The organism is Leptothoe sp. ISB3NOV94-8A, from assembly GCF_043421595.1.
Lineage (GTDB): Bacteria > Cyanobacteriota > Cyanobacteriia > Phormidesmidales > Phormidesmidaceae > Leptothoe > Leptothoe turfae.
Genome location: NZ_JAXSQW010000001.1, coordinates 6,219,743 through 6,238,758, shown reverse-complemented (window position 1 = coordinate 6,238,758; position 19,016 = coordinate 6,219,743). Strand labels below are relative to the sequence as shown.

Annotated in this window: 16 protein-coding genes; 9 read left to right on the top strand and 7 right to left on the bottom strand. The window is 49.7% G+C overall.

Features of this window, described 5'->3' with window-relative positions; all coding sequences use genetic code 11:
- Nucleotides 1-17: 17 nt before the first annotated feature.
- Both SPB21_RS26745 and SPB21_RS26740 read left to right on the top strand, forming a co-directional pair.
- The gene (locus SPB21_RS26745) at nucleotides 18-1,679 is read left to right on the top strand and encodes a D-Ala-D-Ala carboxypeptidase family metallohydrolase (RefSeq protein ID WP_163663823.1); all 1,662 of its coding nucleotides are present in this window, start codon (nucleotides 18-20) and stop codon (nucleotides 1,677-1,679) included.
- Between the two features lie 120 nt (nucleotides 1,680-1,799).
- Nucleotides 1,800-2,549: a hypothetical protein gene (locus SPB21_RS26740; RefSeq protein ID WP_163663825.1), complete on the top strand. Its 750-nt coding sequence runs from the start codon at nucleotides 1,800-1,802 to the stop codon at nucleotides 2,547-2,549.
- A gap of 49 nt (nucleotides 2,550-2,598) precedes the next feature.
- Here SPB21_RS26740 and SPB21_RS26735 read toward each other — a convergent pair whose 3' ends face one another.
- Both SPB21_RS26735 and SPB21_RS26730 read right to left on the bottom strand, forming a co-directional pair.
- The gene (locus tag SPB21_RS26735; RefSeq protein ID WP_163663827.1) at nucleotides 2,599-3,894 is read right to left on the bottom strand and encodes a glycosyltransferase family protein; all 1,296 of its coding nucleotides are present in this window, start codon (nucleotides 3,892-3,894) and stop codon (nucleotides 2,599-2,601) included.
- A 217-nt stretch (nucleotides 3,895-4,111) separates the two neighbouring features.
- On the bottom strand, nucleotides 4,112-5,287 hold the full coding sequence (locus SPB21_RS26730) for an RNA polymerase sigma factor, RpoD/SigA family (RefSeq protein ID WP_163663829.1): 1,176 nt from the start codon (nucleotides 5,285-5,287) through the stop codon (nucleotides 4,112-4,114).
- A 357-nt stretch (nucleotides 5,288-5,644) separates the two neighbouring features.
- Here SPB21_RS26730 and priA point away from each other — a divergent pair, with 357 nt between their 5' ends.
- Nucleotides 5,645-8,170, top strand: coding sequence for a primosomal protein N' (gene priA / locus SPB21_RS26725; RefSeq protein WP_499868107.1), 2,526 nt, complete (start codon nucleotides 5,645-5,647; stop codon nucleotides 8,168-8,170).
- A gap of 141 nt (nucleotides 8,171-8,311) precedes the next feature.
- On the opposite strand, the gene SPB21_RS26720 is transcribed toward priA, so the two are convergent.
- The 5 genes from SPB21_RS26720 to nudC form a co-directional block, all read right to left on the bottom strand.
- Nucleotides 8,312-8,485, bottom strand: a complete 174-nt coding sequence (locus SPB21_RS26720; RefSeq protein ID WP_499060165.1) for a hypothetical protein — start codon at nucleotides 8,483-8,485, stop codon at nucleotides 8,312-8,314.
- Nucleotides 8,486-8,623: 138 nt separating this feature from the next.
- Nucleotides 8,624-9,517 (bottom strand): anti-sigma factor domain-containing protein, encoded by an 894-nt coding sequence (locus tag SPB21_RS26715; protein ID WP_163699267.1) that lies wholly within the window; start codon nucleotides 9,515-9,517, stop codon nucleotides 8,624-8,626.
- 72 nt (nucleotides 9,518-9,589) lie between these two features.
- The gene (locus tag SPB21_RS26710) at nucleotides 9,590-10,174 is read right to left on the bottom strand and encodes a sigma-70 family RNA polymerase sigma factor (RefSeq protein ID WP_163663837.1); all 585 of its coding nucleotides are present in this window, start codon (nucleotides 10,172-10,174) and stop codon (nucleotides 9,590-9,592) included.
- A gap of 181 nt (nucleotides 10,175-10,355) precedes the next feature.
- Nucleotides 10,356-10,946 carry a metal-dependent hydrolase gene (locus SPB21_RS26705; RefSeq protein ID WP_163700010.1) on the bottom strand — a complete coding sequence of 197 codons (591 nt, stop codon included), beginning with the start codon at nucleotides 10,944-10,946 and terminating at the stop codon, nucleotides 10,356-10,358.
- 73 nt (nucleotides 10,947-11,019) lie between these two features.
- The gene (nudC, locus tag SPB21_RS26700; protein ID WP_499868105.1) at nucleotides 11,020-11,901 is read right to left on the bottom strand and encodes an NAD(+) diphosphatase; all 882 of its coding nucleotides are present in this window, start codon (nucleotides 11,899-11,901) and stop codon (nucleotides 11,020-11,022) included.
- 69 nt (nucleotides 11,902-11,970) lie between these two features.
- On the opposite strand from nudC, the gene SPB21_RS26695 reads away from it, so the two are divergent.
- The 6 genes from SPB21_RS26695 to SPB21_RS26670 all read left to right on the top strand — a co-directional run bounded on the left by SPB21_RS26695 (nucleotide 11,971) and on the right by SPB21_RS26670 (nucleotide 18,896).
- Entirely contained in the window at nucleotides 11,971-12,765 is a 795-nt protein-coding gene (locus SPB21_RS26695) for an SDR family NAD(P)-dependent oxidoreductase (RefSeq protein ID WP_499868104.1), read from the top strand.
- A gap of 312 nt (nucleotides 12,766-13,077) precedes the next feature.
- Nucleotides 13,078-15,006, top strand: a complete 1,929-nt coding sequence (locus tag SPB21_RS26690; RefSeq protein WP_499868103.1) for a polysaccharide deacetylase family protein — start codon at nucleotides 13,078-13,080, stop codon at nucleotides 15,004-15,006.
- A gap of 100 nt (nucleotides 15,007-15,106) precedes the next feature.
- Nucleotides 15,107-16,654 (top strand): phytoene desaturase family protein, encoded by a 1,548-nt coding sequence (locus tag SPB21_RS26685; RefSeq protein WP_499868102.1) that lies wholly within the window; start codon nucleotides 15,107-15,109, stop codon nucleotides 16,652-16,654.
- 72 nt (nucleotides 16,655-16,726) lie between these two features.
- Complete coding sequence (locus SPB21_RS26680) at nucleotides 16,727-17,404, top strand: transaldolase family protein (RefSeq protein WP_499868101.1); 678 nt, start codon at nucleotides 16,727-16,729, stop codon at nucleotides 17,402-17,404.
- A gap of 26 nt (nucleotides 17,405-17,430) precedes the next feature.
- Nucleotides 17,431-18,165 (top strand): alpha/beta fold hydrolase, encoded by a 735-nt coding sequence (locus SPB21_RS26675; RefSeq protein ID WP_499868100.1) that lies wholly within the window; start codon nucleotides 17,431-17,433, stop codon nucleotides 18,163-18,165.
- Between the two features lie 194 nt (nucleotides 18,166-18,359).
- Nucleotides 18,360-18,896: a DoxX family protein gene (locus SPB21_RS26670; RefSeq protein ID WP_499868099.1), complete on the top strand. Its 537-nt coding sequence runs from the start codon at nucleotides 18,360-18,362 to the stop codon at nucleotides 18,894-18,896.
- Nucleotides 18,897-19,016 lie beyond the last annotated feature (120 nt).

Genomic DNA, 19,016 nt, shown 5'->3' with positions numbered 1-19,016 from the left:
TTTGAGCCCATTAATCTATGGCAACACTCGTACCCGATCAGCGCAACTACTACTATCTCTTAGAGGCGGAACGAGCCGGTATTCATAAACCCATTCTGGCGGGTCTCTATACGGTACATCAGGCTCCCCGGCTGATGGATGGTGAAACGGGTCTGGGTATAGCACCTGCCAATAAGATTGCAGTGGCTCAGGTCAACACCTTTCCTGAGCAGGTACAGTATGCTGCCAATACATTACGAGGGCTAACCAATACCCTGACTGCCAATGGTTGGAGTGGCAGCGATTTATGGGATGCCCCCAAGGGGCGCTACAGCGATCGCTTCATCGAGCGGATTGCTGAAGGCTATATGCCACCAGGGGCTGAAGAAAACTCCGCGCGCCTAGAAAGCTGTAATGCTGAAAAGCTTTTAGCGGCCTATCTTGAAGACATTAGCTATGACTATGGTGCACAGGAGTTGCCCCATAATTTGGCCGAATTAGATGATGAGCTACTGGCATTAGCCGATCGCATCGCCCCCAACTACAGTCGTCTAGATTTTCAGCGAGAAGCACTACTGGAGGTTGCCCGCATCTGGCGCAAGCTGGACTCTCACCGGAGTACCATTGAAGCCATGAAAGTTCCCATCAACAATGATGTAGTGGATGAGGCAGCCCTGGATAAAGAGCTAACCAACTTTATCCGCCAGGTATCTCGCTTTTATTCTGGCTATCCCCATCAGCGAGAAGCACTGTTGCGCTTAACCCAACTATGGCGGCAGGTAGATTCCCGGGAAGAGGCGATCGAGTGGCTGCGCTCCCATGATCCACGGGCCAATGAAACCAACCTGCAAATTGTAGATCCGGCCTTGATTGCTTTTGTGCAACGGCTTCCTGACCACTACAAAGGGGATGGCTATCATCGATTTGCACTGACGGAAACCTATCGGATGTGGAAGGAACTGGATTCACGCCCGACCGCTTTGAGCGAGCTAGGGGTAACGCCACAGTTTCTCAGTGCCAATAAGAATAATCCCCCTGCCCTAGCAAAAGCGGCTAAGCAAGTCGATCAGGCTTTACTGGCCTTTATCGACAATGTGCCCAATGTCTATAAAGAGACCGAAGAACAACGAGAGGCTTTGATCCGCCTGGTGCAAATCTGGCGAAAGCTAGACCGGCGTGTAGATTCGATTCAGTCGCTGTTCGATGATGTGCGGCGTATGACCCGTGCTAATCGTGATTCGGTCGAAGCACCGCCAGCTCCGAAACCTGCACCCCTGCCACCACGCCCCAGCCGTTGGACACCCCATAATCTTCAGTTAGGGGCTTCAATTATTCCCAATGGCAACTTTACCTGGGCTGAGGCTACCCGTGGCGGTACACGCATGCCTCCCAATCAGTCTACTGTAGATGCTATGGTGCGCCTTGCTAAGCTGGCTCAGCAAGCTCGAGATCGCATCGGTCGTCCCTTTCATATCACCAGCTGGTATCGTCCACCCGATATCAATCGGCAGGTGGGTGGAGCTTCCAATAGTCGTCACATTGTGGGTGATGCCATCGACTTCTATGTCGATGGTCTTTCTGGAGATCAGATCTACTGGGCATTGGATCCTTGGTGGCCCGGTGGATTAGGGCGCTATCGCCGTTTCCCTAGGCTGAGCCATTTGGATGCTCGGGGATATCGCGCACGATGGCGTCACTAATTGCACCTATGGCCATCGAAAATTCACAGAGGCTTTACATGTGTTTAGATATATCCTCTTAGTCCGGAAACCCTTGCCCAGGGCATGCTAAATGTAACCGGATAGCACTATTCCTTAGCTATGTCTCATTCTGTTAGTGAGCTCAATCCTTTGATAGCTCAGACTCCTGTAGCTGTCGCTCAACCAAAGAATCCATGGCTGTATACTTCGATCGGTTTAGCGGTGCTATTACTGATTCTGGGAATTGTTTCTCAGATACAGTTTTCGCGGGTACGCAAAAAGCTCAAATTTGAGGCTTACAAGAATAAAGAGCTTCAGAAGCGCGTTAAATTGGCGCTGACGACCATCAGCAAGATGGAGAAAAATCCTGATTTGGTGCATTCTCGAGATTTCAACCTCGATTACCTCAGGATGAGAATGGAAGAGAAGCAGTTCCATTTTTCGGTGCTCAACCAGCTTAAGGTGAAGGTCAAGCAGCGCATCACTGTGGCACTCCGTCCACAACAGGCACAGCAGGGAGTCGTCGGCATTGCCTCCAAACCACGGGCTGTAGACCAAATCTTTGATGTCGAGTATCAGACGGTTCAAGACAACCAAAAGAAAAAGCGAGTGCTCTTTCGAATTCAAATTAAGCTGGTCAAGCTACCCACTCAAGCAACGTCGATCACGGTTCAAGAAATTATCGACTGTATCGAGAACTTCCTAAGCCCTGATCGAGACGATAAATTTTGGCAGCCCACATTGTTAGGGCGCTTAGCCACCATGCATTGGGATCAAAAAGCAAAGCCTACTCCACTGTTAGTGCTGGAACAAACGAGCGAAGGTGTAAATGTCACCTTCCGCAGTTCTAGCAACCGAGTCGCGCTTTAACGACTGTGTGGGGTCGTTCCATGGAACGACGACCCCACACAGTCATAATTCATGAGGTGAAAACCAGATCTTCAGCACTTGAGTGGTTTTCGTGACCGTTATTCTCACCCAAATTGACAAAAGGGAGCACACGTTTGTCGATTACCTCCTGCATGTCATCAGCAACTGCCTGACCTAAAAGCTGACGCAGATCTGGCATGACAGCCAGGGCACGGGTCCAATCAGGAATTTCAGTCCCAGTGGGGTCCTCTAGATACTGATCACCGGCTTTGATAATCACTTCTTCGAACCGTTCAAGGGTGTTTTCCTCCTTATGACGGTCGTACTGTAACCCGTTGAACTTGGCATCGACAAAATACTGCCGTGCCAGGTCTTGCGCTTCACGGCGAAACTTGATGCGTAGCGATCGCAACTGATCTTTGCCAATGACGACCTGCTCTGTTTCCGTCAATGTGCGCAGTAGGGAGTGCAAAATGTCGCGACACATCTTTTGCAGTCCCTGGCTAGGTGATTGCCCCACATCCTGGTGCTTATGGTCAAAGGTGCCCAGATCTACCTGGGCGATTCGCTTGAGGGCGACGTTCCGATAAACCTCGGCTAGCAACCCAACTTCTAAACCCCAGTTAGCTGGAATACGAGTAGTCAATGCTAAATCGCTGGTTAGGGCAAACTCACCGGAGAGGGGATATCGATAAGCCGATAAGTAAGAGATGTAATCCCGGTGCCCCCATACATCCATCAAAGAATGGAGTAATGGGGCAACAAACAGGCGCGTGACGCGACCATTGATTTTTCGGGGTTCGCTGCCGATGCGAGCGTAGTAGGCTTTGGTAAAGGCAAAACCAAACTCAGGCTCTAAGAGAGGAAAGAGAAGCTTGAGGGGATAGGCACGATCGTAGGTAATAATGTCTGCATCGTGGAGTGCGATCGCGCCAGCATGCAGCGTCGCCAATCCCAGACCTAACCAGACGGCTCGACCCTTGCCACGGTGCATCAAAATATCAAGCCCCTTATCCTGGAGTTGCTTGAGCAACGCTATGACGCGGGGGCCATTCTCCCAAATGATATGAGTCTTCTGAGGTAGAGGGTCAAAAAACTCAACCGCTTTAGCATACTGCTCTGGCGTATCTGCATAGAGACTGACGACGACGGTATTCACGAATGCGCAATCCTTAAGGTGATCGCGAATACGGCTGAGAGCGGGTCTTTCTAGCTCGTCATAAAGGGATGGAATTAAAACAGCGGTTGGCGTATCGCGAGTCAGCTCCAGTGAACGCTCCTCCAATCGCGATATATCGCAACCAAAGTCATGAATCGTCGTGATTCGTTCCTGCTTATAGTCCATATAATCCCTTACACCCGTAGTGTTCAGACATATCATAAGAAAAATATTAAAAAAAATGTGTCCCCAACGCTACAGCGTAATTTGTAACAGTACATACCAATCCTGATCCCCTTGCACTGTTAAGGAACCACTCGCTTAACCCCTGATACCAACCTGTATCAGGGGGTTTAGACGATTATTAAAGTAACTACATCAGCTGTCCTAGAGATGCCACATGCTATCGCAGCCAGTTTTTCAGGCGAGAGGCAACCTGAGGACGACGGAGCTTGCGCATTGCTTTGGTCTGGATTTGACGTACCCGCTCCCGAGAGAGATTAAAAATACCACCCACTTCTTCAAGGGTATGGGGTTCACCTGTGGTCAAACCATAGCGCAAAGAAATAATGTCCTTTTCACGCTCTGTGAGTACCTCTGTCAAAACATCAGATATTTCCTGACGCATCATGGACTCATTCATCCGAGACTCAGGCGACAGAGTACTGCCATCTTCCAGCAGTTCCATTAGCTCCGTATCTTCGCCTTTTCCTACGCGATGATTCAGAGATAAAGATTTGCGCCGCACCTGCTGTAGACTGCGCAACTGTTCAGGAGTTAAATCTAATTCTGCCGCTAGTTCAGCCTCAGTAGGGGTGCGGTTCAGCTGTTTTCGAAGCTCTCGCTGAGTTTTCTTAAGTTTATTGAGCTTTTCTACAATATGAATCGGTAATCGAATGGTTCTTGCATCATTGGCAATCGTTCGGGTAATACCCTGGCGGATCCACCAGTAGGCATAGGTAGAAAACTTATAGCCTTTGTCTGGATCAAACTTTTCAGCTGCGCGATTTAGCCCCAGAGCACCCTCCTGAATCAAATCCAGAAATGGCACACCTCGATTGAGATAACGCTTGGCAATGGAAACAACAAGACGCAGATTAGAGCGAATCATCTTGCGCTTAGCACTGCGGGCATACTGTAGGCGATGTTGAAAATCAGCTTCGCTACAGTGCAAGGCACTGGCCATTTCCAGGCGAGTGGGAGTACGTTTCAGCTCCTCACCCATTTTCTTGGATAAAGCTTCTACATCAGCTAGAAACTTGACTTGACGAGCTAGCTCAATCTCCTCATCAGCCTTCAGCAGAGGGTAGCGCGCCATTTCTTTAAAGAACGCTCCGACAGCATCATCAGCCAGGGTCTTCTTATAGGCAGAGGCTACTTCTGCGGTCAGCTCAGCGGCTGGATCAGCATTGAGTTCCTCTTCTTGATCAGCACTCTCCGATCGATTCCAACCAGGGAGATTTGATTCTTCGTTAAACTGACTATCTTGACGATTCTCGCTCTCGGGTTTGGGCGCTTGGTCTACCTCAGTCCAAGGTTCAATTACTGCTGTTTCTGGGGAATTAACAGAAGGAGCCATAGTTCCGCAAGAAAAAATCTGTGCCTGAAGGGTTCTGAAAATGTAGCCGAAGGACGTCGTTAACTATCAATTCAGATGAGACTGTATGCAGCCCCAATTACACTATACCAATCTGATTCTGGAGCACTGTCCATTGTGATATTTTCTGAACGATGAAAACTCTTATTTATCAAGGTTTTTGTAGCTTTTGTAACGTTTGATTCCATTCGTTGCGCCATGTAAAGTTTTCATGACATTTAATCCGGAAATCATGCTTAAAAACCGCTTATTTTTGTTTTTTATTTAATAATTTAAGTCCTTTATTTTTTGTTTGTTAGACGTCTATAGACGTCTATGTTTATTATTAATTTAGATTGCATGCCTCAACCTGAACCTCCCTCTCCATATGCTGTTGAGCTTGTTGAAGTGCTGGTAGATTGCCCTGGAATACAGGGACTTTATACATATGGAATTTCTGGGAATTTATGCGTTGAGCCTGGCGATATTGTCAGTGTGACCTTTGGGGGACGTCAGCTAGGTGCGATCGCAATTCGTTTGTCCTCAATGGCAACAATGCCAAACCTGGATTATCAGCTCCGTAATATCGACACAATTATCAGTCAGGGCTTTTTTTCTAAAGATTATTGGAAATTATTAGAACAAGTTGCTGATTATTATCAGACTCCCCTGATTCAGGTGATTCGAACAGCTTTGCCACCTGGTTTGTTAGGGCGTTCTCAACGCAGAATTCGCCTCAAATCTTTACCCCAAGATACGGCCTTTTTATCTGGGTTAGACGCCCTGAGTCCGCCTGCGCAGGCTCTGATAGAAAGCCTGCGTCGCTCGCCTCAAGGCGATTACACATGGCGCTATTTGCGACGTCAACATGAACGGGCCAAGGCGGGGTTAGATCAGCTACTGCATCAGGGGTGGGTAGAGAGTTATCTAGCGCTTCCCAAACCCCCCCGCCCCCAACAGCGCCAGGCCGTGAGTTTACTGGCTCCTAATGTTCCCACAGACGACCTAACTAACCGCCAGCAGGAAATTTTAATCACTCTGAAACGTCATGGGGGTGACCTATGGCTCAGTGATGCCCTACAGCGACTAAAAACGACCAGTGCCACTCTGCAGCGACTCGCAACTAAAGGCTATCTGCTGATTGAGCCAAGAGAGCGTTTGCGGGTGAGTCATCACTCGCAAGCTCCCGCAGACCGTCCGAAAAAACTCACAGATGAGCAGTTTCATGGGCTATCTACCCTCAATCAACTGTCTGGTTATGCCCAGGTCTTACTGCATGGTGTAACGGGGTCTGGCAAAACGGAGGTATATCTACAGGCCATTGCGCCGCGTTTAAAGGCGGGGGATTCAGTATTAGTGTTGGTGCCTGAAATTGGACTTACCCCCCAGCTAACAGACCGATTTCGGGCGCGGTTTGGTGAGCAAGTGTGTGTTTACCACAGTGGTTTGTCCGAAGGTGAGCGCTATGACACCTGGCGACAGATGCTCGATGGCGAACCCCAGGTGGTAATTGGTACCCGTTCGGCCATTTTCCTGCCACTCCCCCGCCTTGGACTCATTGTGCTGGATGAAGAACACGACAGTAGTTTTAAGCAAGACCAGCCAGCACCCTGCTATCACACCCGCACCGTGGCCAGGTGGCGGGCAGAGATGGCGGATTGTCCGTTAGTGTTGGGTTCGGCAACGCCTGCGCTGGACACCTGGGTTGCGGTGACAGATCCAAATAATGCTGTGGGAGCATTCCATGGAACGCCCACACAGCATTATTTGACCATGCCCAATCGTGTGCATCAACGGCCGTTACCCCCCGTTAATGTGGTCGATATGCGCCTTGAACTTCAGGCTGGCAATCGTTCTGTCTTTAGTCGTTCGCTCACAACGGCCTTAGAACAGATGCAAGCTAAGGGTGAGCAAGGTTTACTTTTTATTCATCGTCGTGGCCATAGTCGCTTTGTTTCCTGTCGCAGCTGTGGCCATGTCATGCAGTGCCCAGACTGCGATGTCTCCCTGGCATATCATCAACCGCAGGATGGTGGTGCCGCTTACCTGCGCTGTCATTATTGCGGCTATGGGCAACGACATCCTGACCTGTGCCCCAGTTGTGAATCGCCTTACCTCAAATATTTTGGCAGTGGTACCCAGAGGATTGTGCATGAGTTGCAAAATCAGTTTCCAGGGTTGCGCTGTCTACGGTTTGATAGCGATACGACGCGGTCAAAGGGGGCTCATCGGGCTTTGTTACAGCGGTTTGCCGCCGGTGAGGCGGATGTCTTGGTAGGTACGCAAATGCTGACCAAAGGCATTGACCTGCCTCAAATTACAGTGGTGGGTATCGTTGCTGCCGATGGACTATTGCACATGCCGGACTACTGGTCGGGGGAACGCGCCTTCCAAACCTTGACCCAGGTGGCTGGGCGAGCCGGACGAGGTGAACGACCAGGACAAGTCATTTTGCAAACCTATACCCCAGATCATCCGGTAATTGGGGCTGCTAAGGACCATAACTATCATGACTTCATCAGTCAGGAAATTGAGCACCGGCAGCTGTTAGGCTATCCACCCTATGGTCGCTTAGTGCTGTTAAGGTTCACCAGCCCAGTGGAGACTGAGGCTGAAGCGGCTGCTCAACAATGTGCTCAGAAGCTACAGAAGTTGATTGCCCCCACTAAGGACCCATCGGCGTCATTGGACGATCTTGACCTGGCGGGACCTAGTGTATTGGGTCCGACGCCAGCACCTATCTTGCGGGTGGCGCGACGCTTCCGCTGGCATGTGTTATTAAAACTGCCATTGGAGAGGCCAGTGCCGGATTTGACATCATTGCGATCGCACTTACCCAAATCCGTCAGGCTCACCATCGATGTCGATCCGCTCAACCTCAGTTAATGGCCCATGTGCCTAGAACACCATATCGCGCCAATGCCATTCTGTAATGGTCGTATGGGACTATTGCGATCGCACTTACCCAAATCCGTCAGGCTCACCATCGATGTCGATCCGCTCAACCTCGGTTAATGGCCCATGTGCCTAGAACACCATATCGCGCCAATGCCATTCTGTAATGGTCGTATGGGACTGGGGACTATCGGTTTCGAGCTGTGGTGGAGAAACAGCAGCCATCGCATGCATCGGCATTGCCAGTGCTAATCCGGCTGCTAAGATCCCGCTCGAAAGCCTATTTGAAGCGTGCCAGCTTTTCATAGGGACCTCCTGGTATCAAATTAGACTGTTTCAGTTACCAGGATGAGCATTAAGTCTGAGATTTTACTGAGGTGGCCCTAAACCAATCTTAAATTTTTGTAGCCTAGACTACACGACTCGTCAGTGATGTTTCTAGGGTCAAATCTCACCAGTTAATACAGGTGGACCTTTCGGAACATGGGGATCGACGATGGCATCAACGGTAATGATCACTCTAAAAGGGGTGGCGTTGCAGAGGGTGTCCGGGACTGTCCACTGCACATTCCCCACTTCAGTATTATTGAACTCACCGCAAAACATGGGGTCTGACGTTTCTGTTGCCACTGACCAGAGACGATAGATCTGTCCTGCTGGTAATACCGGTAAATTGTGGGATACCAACTGAACTTCTGAATGATCAGGTAGGGTCAATAAACTGCCCGATGACTTGACAGCATTACCGGTGCCTTGCAGAGAATACACCAGGGCATTGGGCTGGCGGAGAATATCGATCACTGGTTCAACGTTGGCCTCGTTTAGCTGGGCCTGGGATTCATCCAGTTTGGCTTGTAGAGTTCGCTGCTCAGCTTTTGCGGCTTGCTGTTCCATACGAGCGTTGTCTAACTGGGCTTGCAGGCTCGTCTGCTGCTGCCGCAACCGATAGTTGTCTGTCCCTATGATGGCAATCATTAGGGCCGCTGCCATGGCGACCGCGTACCAGCGGCGCTGCCATGCTCTGGGTTGCCTTGATCCGGGGGCTGGTTTTCTGGTCGCTGGTTTTCTAGGCTCCATAGGCGACTGCTTGAGTTGTTGGGCTGAGGCGACGATAGTCTCTTCCAAACCGCCAGGTAGAGATTGGGGATCTAGGGCATAGGGCACCAGGGCCAAGGTTTCTTGGTATGCCAATACCTCGGCTTGCAGTTCAGGTCGCTGAGCCAAAAGTTGTTGAAGTGTGGCCTGCTCTTCCGGTGATAAATCGCCGAGGGCATAGCCTGCGAGTAAGTCATGCCAATCGGGATGCGGGTCTGTAGTGGGTGGCGAATCGAACGACATAGTGGTCTGGCAAAAGTGTGGTCTGGCAAAAGTGTGGTCTGGCAAAAGTTGGGATAGTACGTTAGACGGGGGCTAAAGGTGGTCTTGTAGTGTCTGGCGGAGCTTACGCAGAGCTTGTCGAGAACGGGACTTAACGGTGCCTAGGGGGATATCCAGGCGCTGGGCAATTTCTGACTGACTAAGTCCCTCGTAGTAAGCAATTTCGATGACCTGGCGTTCTTTGTCGGAGAGTCTGCTGAGGGCTTGGCGGGTGCGCTCTCCTCGCTCCGTCAGGGTGGCCATGTCTAGGGGGGTGGAGGCTACATCTGCCATCATGAGGTGCCATTTATACAAACGCTGGCGATGGGAAGTTTGCGATCGCAACCGATCAATTGAGCGTGATCGTGCCAGGACGACCAGATAACGGCTGAGGGAGCCTCGTGTTGCCTGATAGGCGTCCTTGCGCCATAGCGTCAGAAATACATCCTGGGTGATTTCTTCAGCTTCTTCATCACTGTGGAGAATGCGACGCGACAGGGTATAAACTAAGCGGCCATAGCGTTGATACAGCATCCGCAGAGCCTCTACTTGACCAGCTCGCAAGGATGCCAGCAGATCTGCATCGGAGGAAATGGCATCGGATGTAGCCGTTTCCTCCCAAGATTCAATTGGCCCCATAGGTTTAATCAGAGACTCCTAAGCTTGAACAGGCATATCAATAACATCGGCAAGGACCGAATGCTGTCAGCATACTATTGAGTTGTTCTATCAAACTCTACGGAGCCATGGCACCGATTGAGCTGTTCTATCAAACTCTACGGAGCCATGACACCGGTGGATTGAAGTGGAATGACTTGGATTACAGATAAAACCCGGCATAAATCACCCACATTAATCCGTTGCTAACTAGCAACAGGCCTTTAACCCAGCGTGATTGCAATAGTTGCCAAACCCGTATGCTAGCCACCATCACCAAAAGAAATTCCACCAGGGCCACGATGCCCCCATGGTGATCAGGATCCCAATAGGAAATTGGACTTTCATATCGAAAATTACTGAAGGGCCAAAAATGCCGATGACCATCGTCTACGTGCACAGGTAAATCGCCCAGGCAGTGCAAAATGACGCTAGCGGCTAGAAAAATAACTCCGAGGCTCAAGGGCTGCCAGACTGGATAACGTCTTCCCACCCAGAGGGCGAGGGCAATGACTAACAGCGCCAGCGGAATCGAATTGCCCACATCAAAAATTGTTTGCCAGAACGGCTCATAGTAGGCCTCACGCCAAATGGTGGCTTCATCCATCTGGACTATCAGTTTGGCCCATCCATAAAAGCCAAACATGGCTAGATCTGGCACCAGTGCTCCCCAAAAAATGGAGGGGTTGAGGTGCGATCGCGATCGATGGCCCAGCAGTGCAAGGTTAAGGATGACGTGGCTCGGGGTGTTCATGGGGGAATCGTAAGCAATGGTTGGCAAGGGATTAGAGAATGGGTTTGCAAGATAACCCCTTACTCCCTACCCTCTAATCCCCTGCCGCGATAAACCAATCAATGAGTTGTCTAGCAATACTGAGCTTGCCAGGCACAGGGGGCAGGGAGTCTTTGGTAAACCACCCTGCTGTTTCAATTTCATTTGGATCGACAACAATGTCACCGCTGGCATAGCGGGCCGTAAATCCAATCATAAGTGAATTGGGGAAAGGCCAGGGCTGAGAACCAAAATAGCGAATATCTTTGATCTCAACCCCCACTTCTTCTCGCACTTCACGCGCTACGGTTTCTTCTAAGGATTCTCCCGGCTCAACAAATCCGGCCAGCACACTGTACATGCCCTCCCGAAACCGGGGGGCACGGGCTAGTAGGACTTCAGATCCGCGAGATACCAGCATGATGACCGCAGGCGATAGCCGGGGATATTGCCTGAAGCCACACTGGGGGCAGCACTTGACTCGTTCATGTTTTGACTGCTCCATGGGCGTAGCGCAGCAGCCACAGTACTGGTGGGTGCGATCCCATTCCACTAACTGGGTGGCGCGTCCTGCCAAGGCAAAGAATGGATCGCCTAATAGACCATATAGGTTTCGCAATGGTCTCAGGTCGAGCCCTGCCGGTAGCTCTAAATCTGAGGGTAGTTCTGCTCCGTAGCAGGGTGAGTTGACCAAGGTGCCCAGGTATTGCGATCGCACCACCCTCACCCCTAAGTCTTCTAACGTTTCCACCTGAGGAATCCCGATGGTTTCCTGCGTGCCCTCCACCTTAAGGGTCACCAGCATCTGAGAGCCACTAAACCCAAACCACCAACCCAACCCGGCAGGGGCTGCCGTCGGATCAACGCCTGCCATAAAACCTGAGGGCATTGCAAAGGGGGACGGCTCCTTCATATCAGGAGCTGCTAATTCATTCATGCTGCTTAGCCTGTGCAAACTGCCTGCGCTATCTTACGCTAATGCTCGATCACACCCCATCCCCATGTCATGACCGATCACCCTTTAATAAGTTCACCCTCTATTTTTGCGAGCATACGGTCAGGTCAGGCCTTGATTGTCGGTGGCAACCGGGGCATCGGCCTTGGCTTTGTCAAACACCTGCTGAAGGATCAGCGGTTTGATCAGGTGTTTGCCACCTACCGGACTAAGACTGCTGCGTCAGAACTTCTGGAGCTTGCCCAAACCCATGACAGGCTGCATTGCATCGCCATGGACCTAACCGATGAAGCGGCGATTGAAAGCGGGATAGCTCAGATTAAAACGATGACCCCTGAGTTACATTTTGTGGTTAACTGCGTGGGCTTTTTGCATGATGGTGCGATCGCGCCAGAAAAAGCACTCCGACAGCTACAGCCAGATCATCTGATGCGCTATTTCCAGGTCAACAGCATTGGGGCAGCCCTACTGGCAAAACATCTACTACCATTGCTTAATCACAAACAACCCAATGTTTTCGCCACCATCTCTGCCAAAATCGGCAGCATTGAAGATAATCGCCTTGGTGGCTGGTATGGCTATCGAGCCTCTAAAGCGGCTTTGAACATGCTCCTCAAAACAGCTGCCATTGAATACAGTCGTCGCAGTAAGCAAACAGCGATTGTGCTGCTTCATCCTGGTACTACGGATACACGGCTGTCAGAGCCGTTTCAACGGGGGGTGCCTCCCGATAAACTGTTCCCAGTCCCAAAAACCGTAGGACTCCTCATGAATGTCTTAGGTAACGTCACCCTAGACGATAACGGCTCATTTTTCTCATGGGATGGCAGTCAATTGCCTTGGTAAACAACTAAGCTCCTATTTTTGAAGTTTTGCAAGAGACATTGGCGTTTTATTACTAAATAGCTGAATTCGTACGACTCCTTAGATAAACTGACTTCAGTCTTCAGAGTTTAGGACCCTCTGAAGTTCAATACCGAACCGGTTCATTTAAAAGCACCTATACTAAGGCCACTCCAGCAATGCTGCTCTGCTAGTTGGGGTGGCTTTGTTATGCGCAGATTTTTATTTTTTCTTAATCTTCTGCTGAAGTTATCTTATCCTGAGTGCAGTAATCTTGCTCCGTTATTATTAAAGTTAGCGTTAAGGATTCCTTGCATGGAGGCTTGTGATTTAGATGTTTCGTCCCAAGGCCAGTCACAAGCACGGTTTCGACACCTATTTCGAGGCAGGTCTGCACTTATAGCGACCCTGCTTGTTATTTGTAGTGGTGGCTTTTTATACGGTGCTAGTGAAGTAGATACCCATACAACGGCTGATTCTTCCATTGCCTTTAATCAAGAGCTGCTGGATGGCATTGAGCGAGTAAAGGCGAGTTTGCCCTCCCCTGCCATTGCTCCCATTGTTTTCAATACCTGGGTTGATGAAGACTTGGCCGATGATGTTCTTGAAACAACACCGTCACAGACATTCTCAGCTACTGACTATTATTGTTTGCCCGCTCCGCAATCTGCGGATTCTACCGAGAGTCTTGGGCACACATTGTCAGCTCTAGGCACTCAGGTAAATCAAGACAGTCAGAGCCAAATTTCGCAATGGGTGGCTAGTCTGACCGCACAGATCGAATCTGCACGCTGGCCACAGCTTCATGACCGTGCCCAATTATCCAAAGTACCTGTGATTATGTATCACGATGTACTCCCTGAAAAAGAAGTTTTCTTCGACATTACCCCTGGACGCTTAAACGAAGATTTTCGAGCGATTCGTGCTCAAAATCTAACACCCATTAGTCTCGATCAGTTGGTTAATCACCTTAGAACCGGGGTGCCTCTGCCTGAAAAACCTGTTGTTTTGACCTTTGATGATGGGTATGTAGGTCATTACGACTATGTTTACAAGTTAGCTAAGTATTACAACTATCCGGTAGCCCTCTCTATCTTTACAGACAAAGTTGACGGCAAGATTGTGGGACGCTCCACCCTTGACTGGGAACAAGTGGAAGAGATGGCCCAAGACCCATTAGTCACTGTTATCTCTCACAGCGTGACGCATCCACGGGATCTGCGAGAACTGTCAGATGAAGACTTACGCTATGAATTAGAGACATCTAAGGAACGCTTAGAGACAAAACTCGGCATCCCAATTCATTACTTTACCTATCCAGAAGGCAAACATGATAAGCGTGTTGTAGAGGCTGCCGAAGCAGCAGGCTATCAGGCTGCACTGATTATGCGTAATGATTCAGGTCGATTTGCAGGAGAGTCAGAAAATCTTTTGACCATTGAGCGATTTGGTGAATCTCGTTTTTATGAAGTTATTGAGTCAGCGTGGGGTGGTCCTCCGTTGTCAGGCTTTAAACCTACCCCAAACTTCAAATCTCCTATTCAACGATTGGAGATCGAGATCGATGAGATCCCGATGACCTTGATTAGCGGTGGTCAACCTACAACCATCCATGCTGATAGCCGTTACCCTCTGGCTGACATTGTTGCTGACTCCGATGCGATTGCTGCTGTGGATGGTACTTTCTTCTCTCTAGAATTCCTGGACTCTAACACTATGATTGGGCCGGTGCTCAGTCAAAACACAGGGGAATTTATTCCTGGAGATGAAGGTGATATTTACAAGCTCAAAGGTCGTCCCTTAGTTTTAATGAGCCCTCAGGAAGCCAAGTTTCTTCCTTTTGACCCAGCACAGCACAACACATTAACAGGCATTCAAGAAGAGATGCCGGACGTAACCGATGCGTTTGTTGGTGCAGGTTGGTTGGTGCGAGAACAAGAGCCCCAATCTGCAGCTACATTCAAGAATCTGTTTGCCTATGAGGAGCATCGATTCCGGGCATTTTGGGGCATAAACATGGAAGGACAACCTGTTGTTGGTGCCACCCACGCTCAAATTGATTCGGTAGGTCTAGGTGAATTGCTGATGCAAGCAGGTTTCCATCATGCAGTCATGCTAGATTCCGGTGCGAGTACTTCCCTGGTGTACCAAGGAGAATCTCTGATCGGGTTTGAGTCACGAACGGTACCCCATGCGGTGGCATTAGTACCCTCGGGTGGTAGTAGCTGTGGTGTTGCCCAGTAATCAAAAATAATTTTGCAGAGACGTTGCATGCAACATCTGTACGCCAATAAAGTTAAAGCTTGGGGAGTTGTGATGCCTAATTAGTGGAGACGATGATTGCATGGAGCGGACGCAAATTGTTGTGATTGGCAGTGGCATTGGTGGCCTCTGCTGTGCAGCGTTATTAGGACGCTATGGCTACGATGTCATCGTGTGCGAAAGCCACAGCATCACGGGTGGTGCAGCCCATGGGTTTACGCGAGGTGGCTTTTTATTTGATTCTGGTCCGTCTCTGTACTCAGGCCTATCCCATAGCCCGTCTCCCAATCCATTAAGACAGGTGCTAGATGCCATTGGCGAAGATGCAAATTGGCTTAATTATGATACTTGGGGATGCTGTTTGCCAGAAGGTGACTTTGACACCACGGTGGGTTCAGATCAGTTTTGTGATGTTCTACAACAGCTACGAGGAGAACAGGCGGTTCGAGAGTGGCGGCATTTACAACAGGTCATGCGGCCCTTAGGGACTGCCGCCATTGCTTTACCACCTGCCGCGATGCGATTTGACCTGGGAGCTTTTCAGACCGTTAGGCATTTTCTACCGTCGTTGCTCCAACAAGGCGTGCATGTAGCTAAACTCACTGGCCCCTTCAGCCGCATTATGGATGGCATAGTGCATGATGACTTTGCCCGTCATTGGTTAGATATGCTGTGCTTCCTGCTTTCTGGATTACCCGCTACGGGGACCATAGCAGCGGCAGTGGCCTTTATGTTTGCTGATTGGTATCGCCCCGGTGTGCAGCTTGACTATCCCCAAGGTGGCAGTGCTGCTTTAGTGGCTGCCCTAGAGCGTGGGCTAAAAAAGTATGGTGGTGACATCAGGTTAAATGCCCACGTTGAAGAGATCTTGTTAGAGGGGGATCAGGCGGTTGGGGTGCGTTTGCGTAATGGACAGGAGATTCAAGCTACAAAGGCAGTCATTTCTAATGCATCGGTTTGGGACACTCTCAAGTTGTTACCGGCACTACCTGCAAAGTATAAGCGGTTTGAGCAAAAGCGCCAGGCCACCCCTGAGTGCGACAGCTTTATGCATCTACATCTGGGGATTGACGCCACTGGCCTGGATCAGTTGGCCTGTCACTACATTGTTGTTAATGACTGGAGTCAGGGGATAGATGCACCCCAAAATCTAGTACTAATTTCTATTCCGTCAGTGCTAGATCCAAATTTAGCGCCAGATGGCAAGCACACGATTCACGTATACACGCCTGGCAATGAACCCTATGGGGTATGGGCTGGTTGCGATCGCAAGAGTGCTGAGTATGCCCAGTTAAAACAGCAGCGAGCTGAGGTCATGTGGCAAGCGCTGGAACGTATTATTCCTGATATTCGCTCTCGATGTGCCGTTACCCTGGTGGGCACCCCCCTAACCCACGGACGTTTTCTCCGTCGCCACCACGGATCCTATGGTCCTGCCCTTCGTGCTGGACAAGGTGTTTTCCCTGGTCCACGTACACCAATCCAGCAACTTTGGTGTTGCGGTGATTCGACATTTCCAGGCATTGGCTTACCTGCCGTAGCTGCCAGCGGTATGGTGTTAGCCAATACTTTAGCTCCTGTTAAACAACATCTGGAGATGCTGCGAGACATTAATGTGCTGAATTCCTAAAAATCTCTCTAGTTTCTACTCCCGATTCTCCCTCTCTTATGAAATACTCGGTGCAGTTACTGGAGCTCTACTGTGAATTTGCGTCTGTATCTAGATACGGCTGACACTGCTGTCTGGGAAACCTGGCTACCCATAGGTATCTTTTATGGGGTCACGTCTAACCCGCTGTTGTTAGAACGGGCACAGGTTGCCTGTACCGTTGACTCATTAACTCAGTTAGCTGCAAAAGCGTTTAGCCTAGGAGCTAAGGAAGTTCAGCTGCAAACCTGGGGTGATAACAAACAGGCTTTAATCACGACAGGGCAGGCTTTAGCTAAGATTGATCAGCGTGTGGTGGTGAAAGTTCCCATTACACACCTAGGGACAGCCGCTGCTGCCGCCTTGATTGCCGATGGCATTCGAGTAACCATGACGGCTGTTTATGAAGTGCCACAGATTCTGGTTGCTGCTGCCCTAGGTGCAGAGTACGCAGCTCCTTATTTAGGACGAATCAATGATTCAGGTCGTAATGGACGAGAGACACTGGCTCAAATGCAACAGGCGCTTGATGGAGTAGAAAGTTCAACGCGCATCTTAACAGCCAGTATCCGTGATGTAGACGATATTGCCTATTTAGCAACCCAAGGCTTGAATACCTTTACCTTTGCACCCCGGATTGCTGAAGCATTCTTTAACAGTGAGCAAACTGTAGAGGCAACAGCCGTCTTCGAGGCATGTGCGATCGCAATGGGTGCAAACAGTACACGCTAAAGACCTTTGGCAAAAGGAAGACTCTAATGAAGACTCTATGGTGTCTCCACGGTAACTTGCAACAACCTGAGGTGTGGAGTGAGATCACTCAGGGATTACAGTCTAGGATGCCAGAGCTGAAGATACATCTGGTTAATCTGTGGGATACCCTGGATGATGACTGTTGGGCTTGGTCTGATGCTTTCTGTAAAAAAGTTCAAGCAATAGCAACTGACCAGCCAGAGACTCAACAATATCTGTTGGGATATTCTCTGGGTGGGCGGCTAGCCTGGCATGCATTAATCGCTAGGCCCGCCCTTTGGTCTGCGGCTGTTATTGTTAGTGCTGATCCAGGCATAGTCAGTCTTCAACAGAAAGAACAATGTTTAAGGCGAGATCGCACCTGGGCCAATCGATTTCTCTCGGAGCCCTGGGAAGAGCTATTGACCGAATGGGACCGGCTGCCTGTTTTTTGTAATCGGCCATGTGCAACGCCTCGCCTGGAAGCAGACTTTGACCGGTCAAAAATTGCGCGGGCCTTTGAGGTGTATTCCAAAGGGCAGATGGATGATGTGAGATCGCGGCTAGCCACGATCTCCATCCCCATTACCTACATCACAGGCAGTGAGGATAAGCGTTATCACCAAATCGGTGTGGAGTTAGCTCATCAAGTACCTAGCCTCCGCCACATCAGCATTGAGCAAGCAGGGCATCGAGTCCCCTGGGAACAGCCCGCCACCTTTCTTGAAATACTGCATCGGATACTTGTGAAATCTGTGTAATCGCTTGGAGGCGTTATAGCTATGGGCACATACCAACCAGCCATTAATGACACTCATAAATGCCTAAACCTTGATTTTTAAGGGTTCAAACCATCCATGGGTAAAATCTTCAATAAGTTGCATTTACGTTTCTTAATTAACTGGTTACAATTTTTAATATATGAAAAACGCAGTTTGACACGCACCCTATAACCATGGCATTCAATTCTTTGCTCGTTTCTTTATTCAGGCCCAACATCAAGTTAAATTTAGGTGCTCAGACTACCTTCGCTATAGTCAGGGTTGTAGTCGGCATCATGATGGTGCATAACGGCTTTGACAAGCTGGCCAACATCGAGAGTTTTGCGGCTGCCTACGTAGAGTATCTAGGATTGCCATTCCCTATTTTTCTTAGCTATGTGGCGGCCTACACTGAGTTGATTGGTGCTCCACTGGTTGCCTTTGGTTTTCTCACAAGACCTGCGGCTTTTGGTCTTTTGGGCACCATGTGTGTAGCCATGTATCACCACATTAAGGTGGCTGGCCTTAGTCTGCCTTATCTAGAGCTATCGGCCATTTATGCGGCTATTTTCTTGTTTTTTACGGTCAACGGAGCAGGCTTGTTCTCGATTGATGGTCTGCTGACCTACTGGTTGAATAAGAACGCTCTGTCGGAGAAGGCTAAGCAGGTGATGAAGCTGGAAAAGAGCTTTGAGGCATCATCTGCTGAAAAAACTACTGTGGCCTCCTAGGAGTGCGCCAAGGTTAAAAATTTGAGATGCTGATGGATAGAGGACTGCTCTTTTTTAGGGCAGTCCTTCAATTGTGGGCGTTGTTGATCCTCGACAGACTTTAATCTAAAAAATACGGAG

Coding starts and splice junctions, on each gene's coding strand:
- SPB21_RS26745 (WP_163663823.1), top strand. CDS start 18: ATGGCAACACTCGTACCCGATCAGCGCAACTACTACTATCTCTTAGAG.
- SPB21_RS26740 (WP_163663825.1), top strand. CDS start 1,800: ATGTCTCATTCTGTTAGTGAGCTCAATCCTTTGATAGCTCAGACTCCT.
- SPB21_RS26735 (WP_163663827.1), bottom strand. CDS start 3,894: ATGGACTATAAGCAGGAACGAATCACGACGATTCATGACTTTGGTTGC.
- SPB21_RS26730 (WP_163663829.1), bottom strand. CDS start 5,287: ATGGCTCCTTCTGTTAATTCCCCAGAAACAGCAGTAATTGAACCTTGG.
- priA (WP_499868107.1), top strand. CDS start 5,645: ATGCCTCAACCTGAACCTCCCTCTCCATATGCTGTTGAGCTTGTTGAA.
- SPB21_RS26720 (WP_499060165.1), bottom strand. CDS start 8,485: ATGAAAAGCTGGCACGCTTCAAATAGGCTTTCGAGCGGGATCTTAGCA.
- SPB21_RS26715 (WP_163699267.1), bottom strand. CDS start 9,517: ATGTCGTTCGATTCGCCACCCACTACAGACCCGCATCCCGATTGGCAT.
- SPB21_RS26710 (WP_163663837.1), bottom strand. CDS start 10,174: ATGGGGCCAATTGAATCTTGGGAGGAAACGGCTACATCCGATGCCATT.
- SPB21_RS26705 (WP_163700010.1), bottom strand. CDS start 10,946: ATGAACACCCCGAGCCACGTCATCCTTAACCTTGCACTGCTGGGCCAT.
- nudC (WP_499868105.1), bottom strand. CDS start 11,901: ATGAATGAATTAGCAGCTCCTGATATGAAGGAGCCGTCCCCCTTTGCA.
- SPB21_RS26695 (WP_499868104.1), top strand. CDS start 11,971: ATGACCGATCACCCTTTAATAAGTTCACCCTCTATTTTTGCGAGCATA.
- SPB21_RS26690 (WP_499868103.1), top strand. CDS start 13,078: ATGGAGGCTTGTGATTTAGATGTTTCGTCCCAAGGCCAGTCACAAGCA.
- SPB21_RS26685 (WP_499868102.1), top strand. CDS start 15,107: ATGGAGCGGACGCAAATTGTTGTGATTGGCAGTGGCATTGGTGGCCTC.
- SPB21_RS26675 (WP_499868100.1), top strand. CDS start 17,431: ATGAAGACTCTATGGTGTCTCCACGGTAACTTGCAACAACCTGAGGTG.
- SPB21_RS26670 (WP_499868099.1), top strand. CDS start 18,360: ATGGCATTCAATTCTTTGCTCGTTTCTTTATTCAGGCCCAACATCAAG.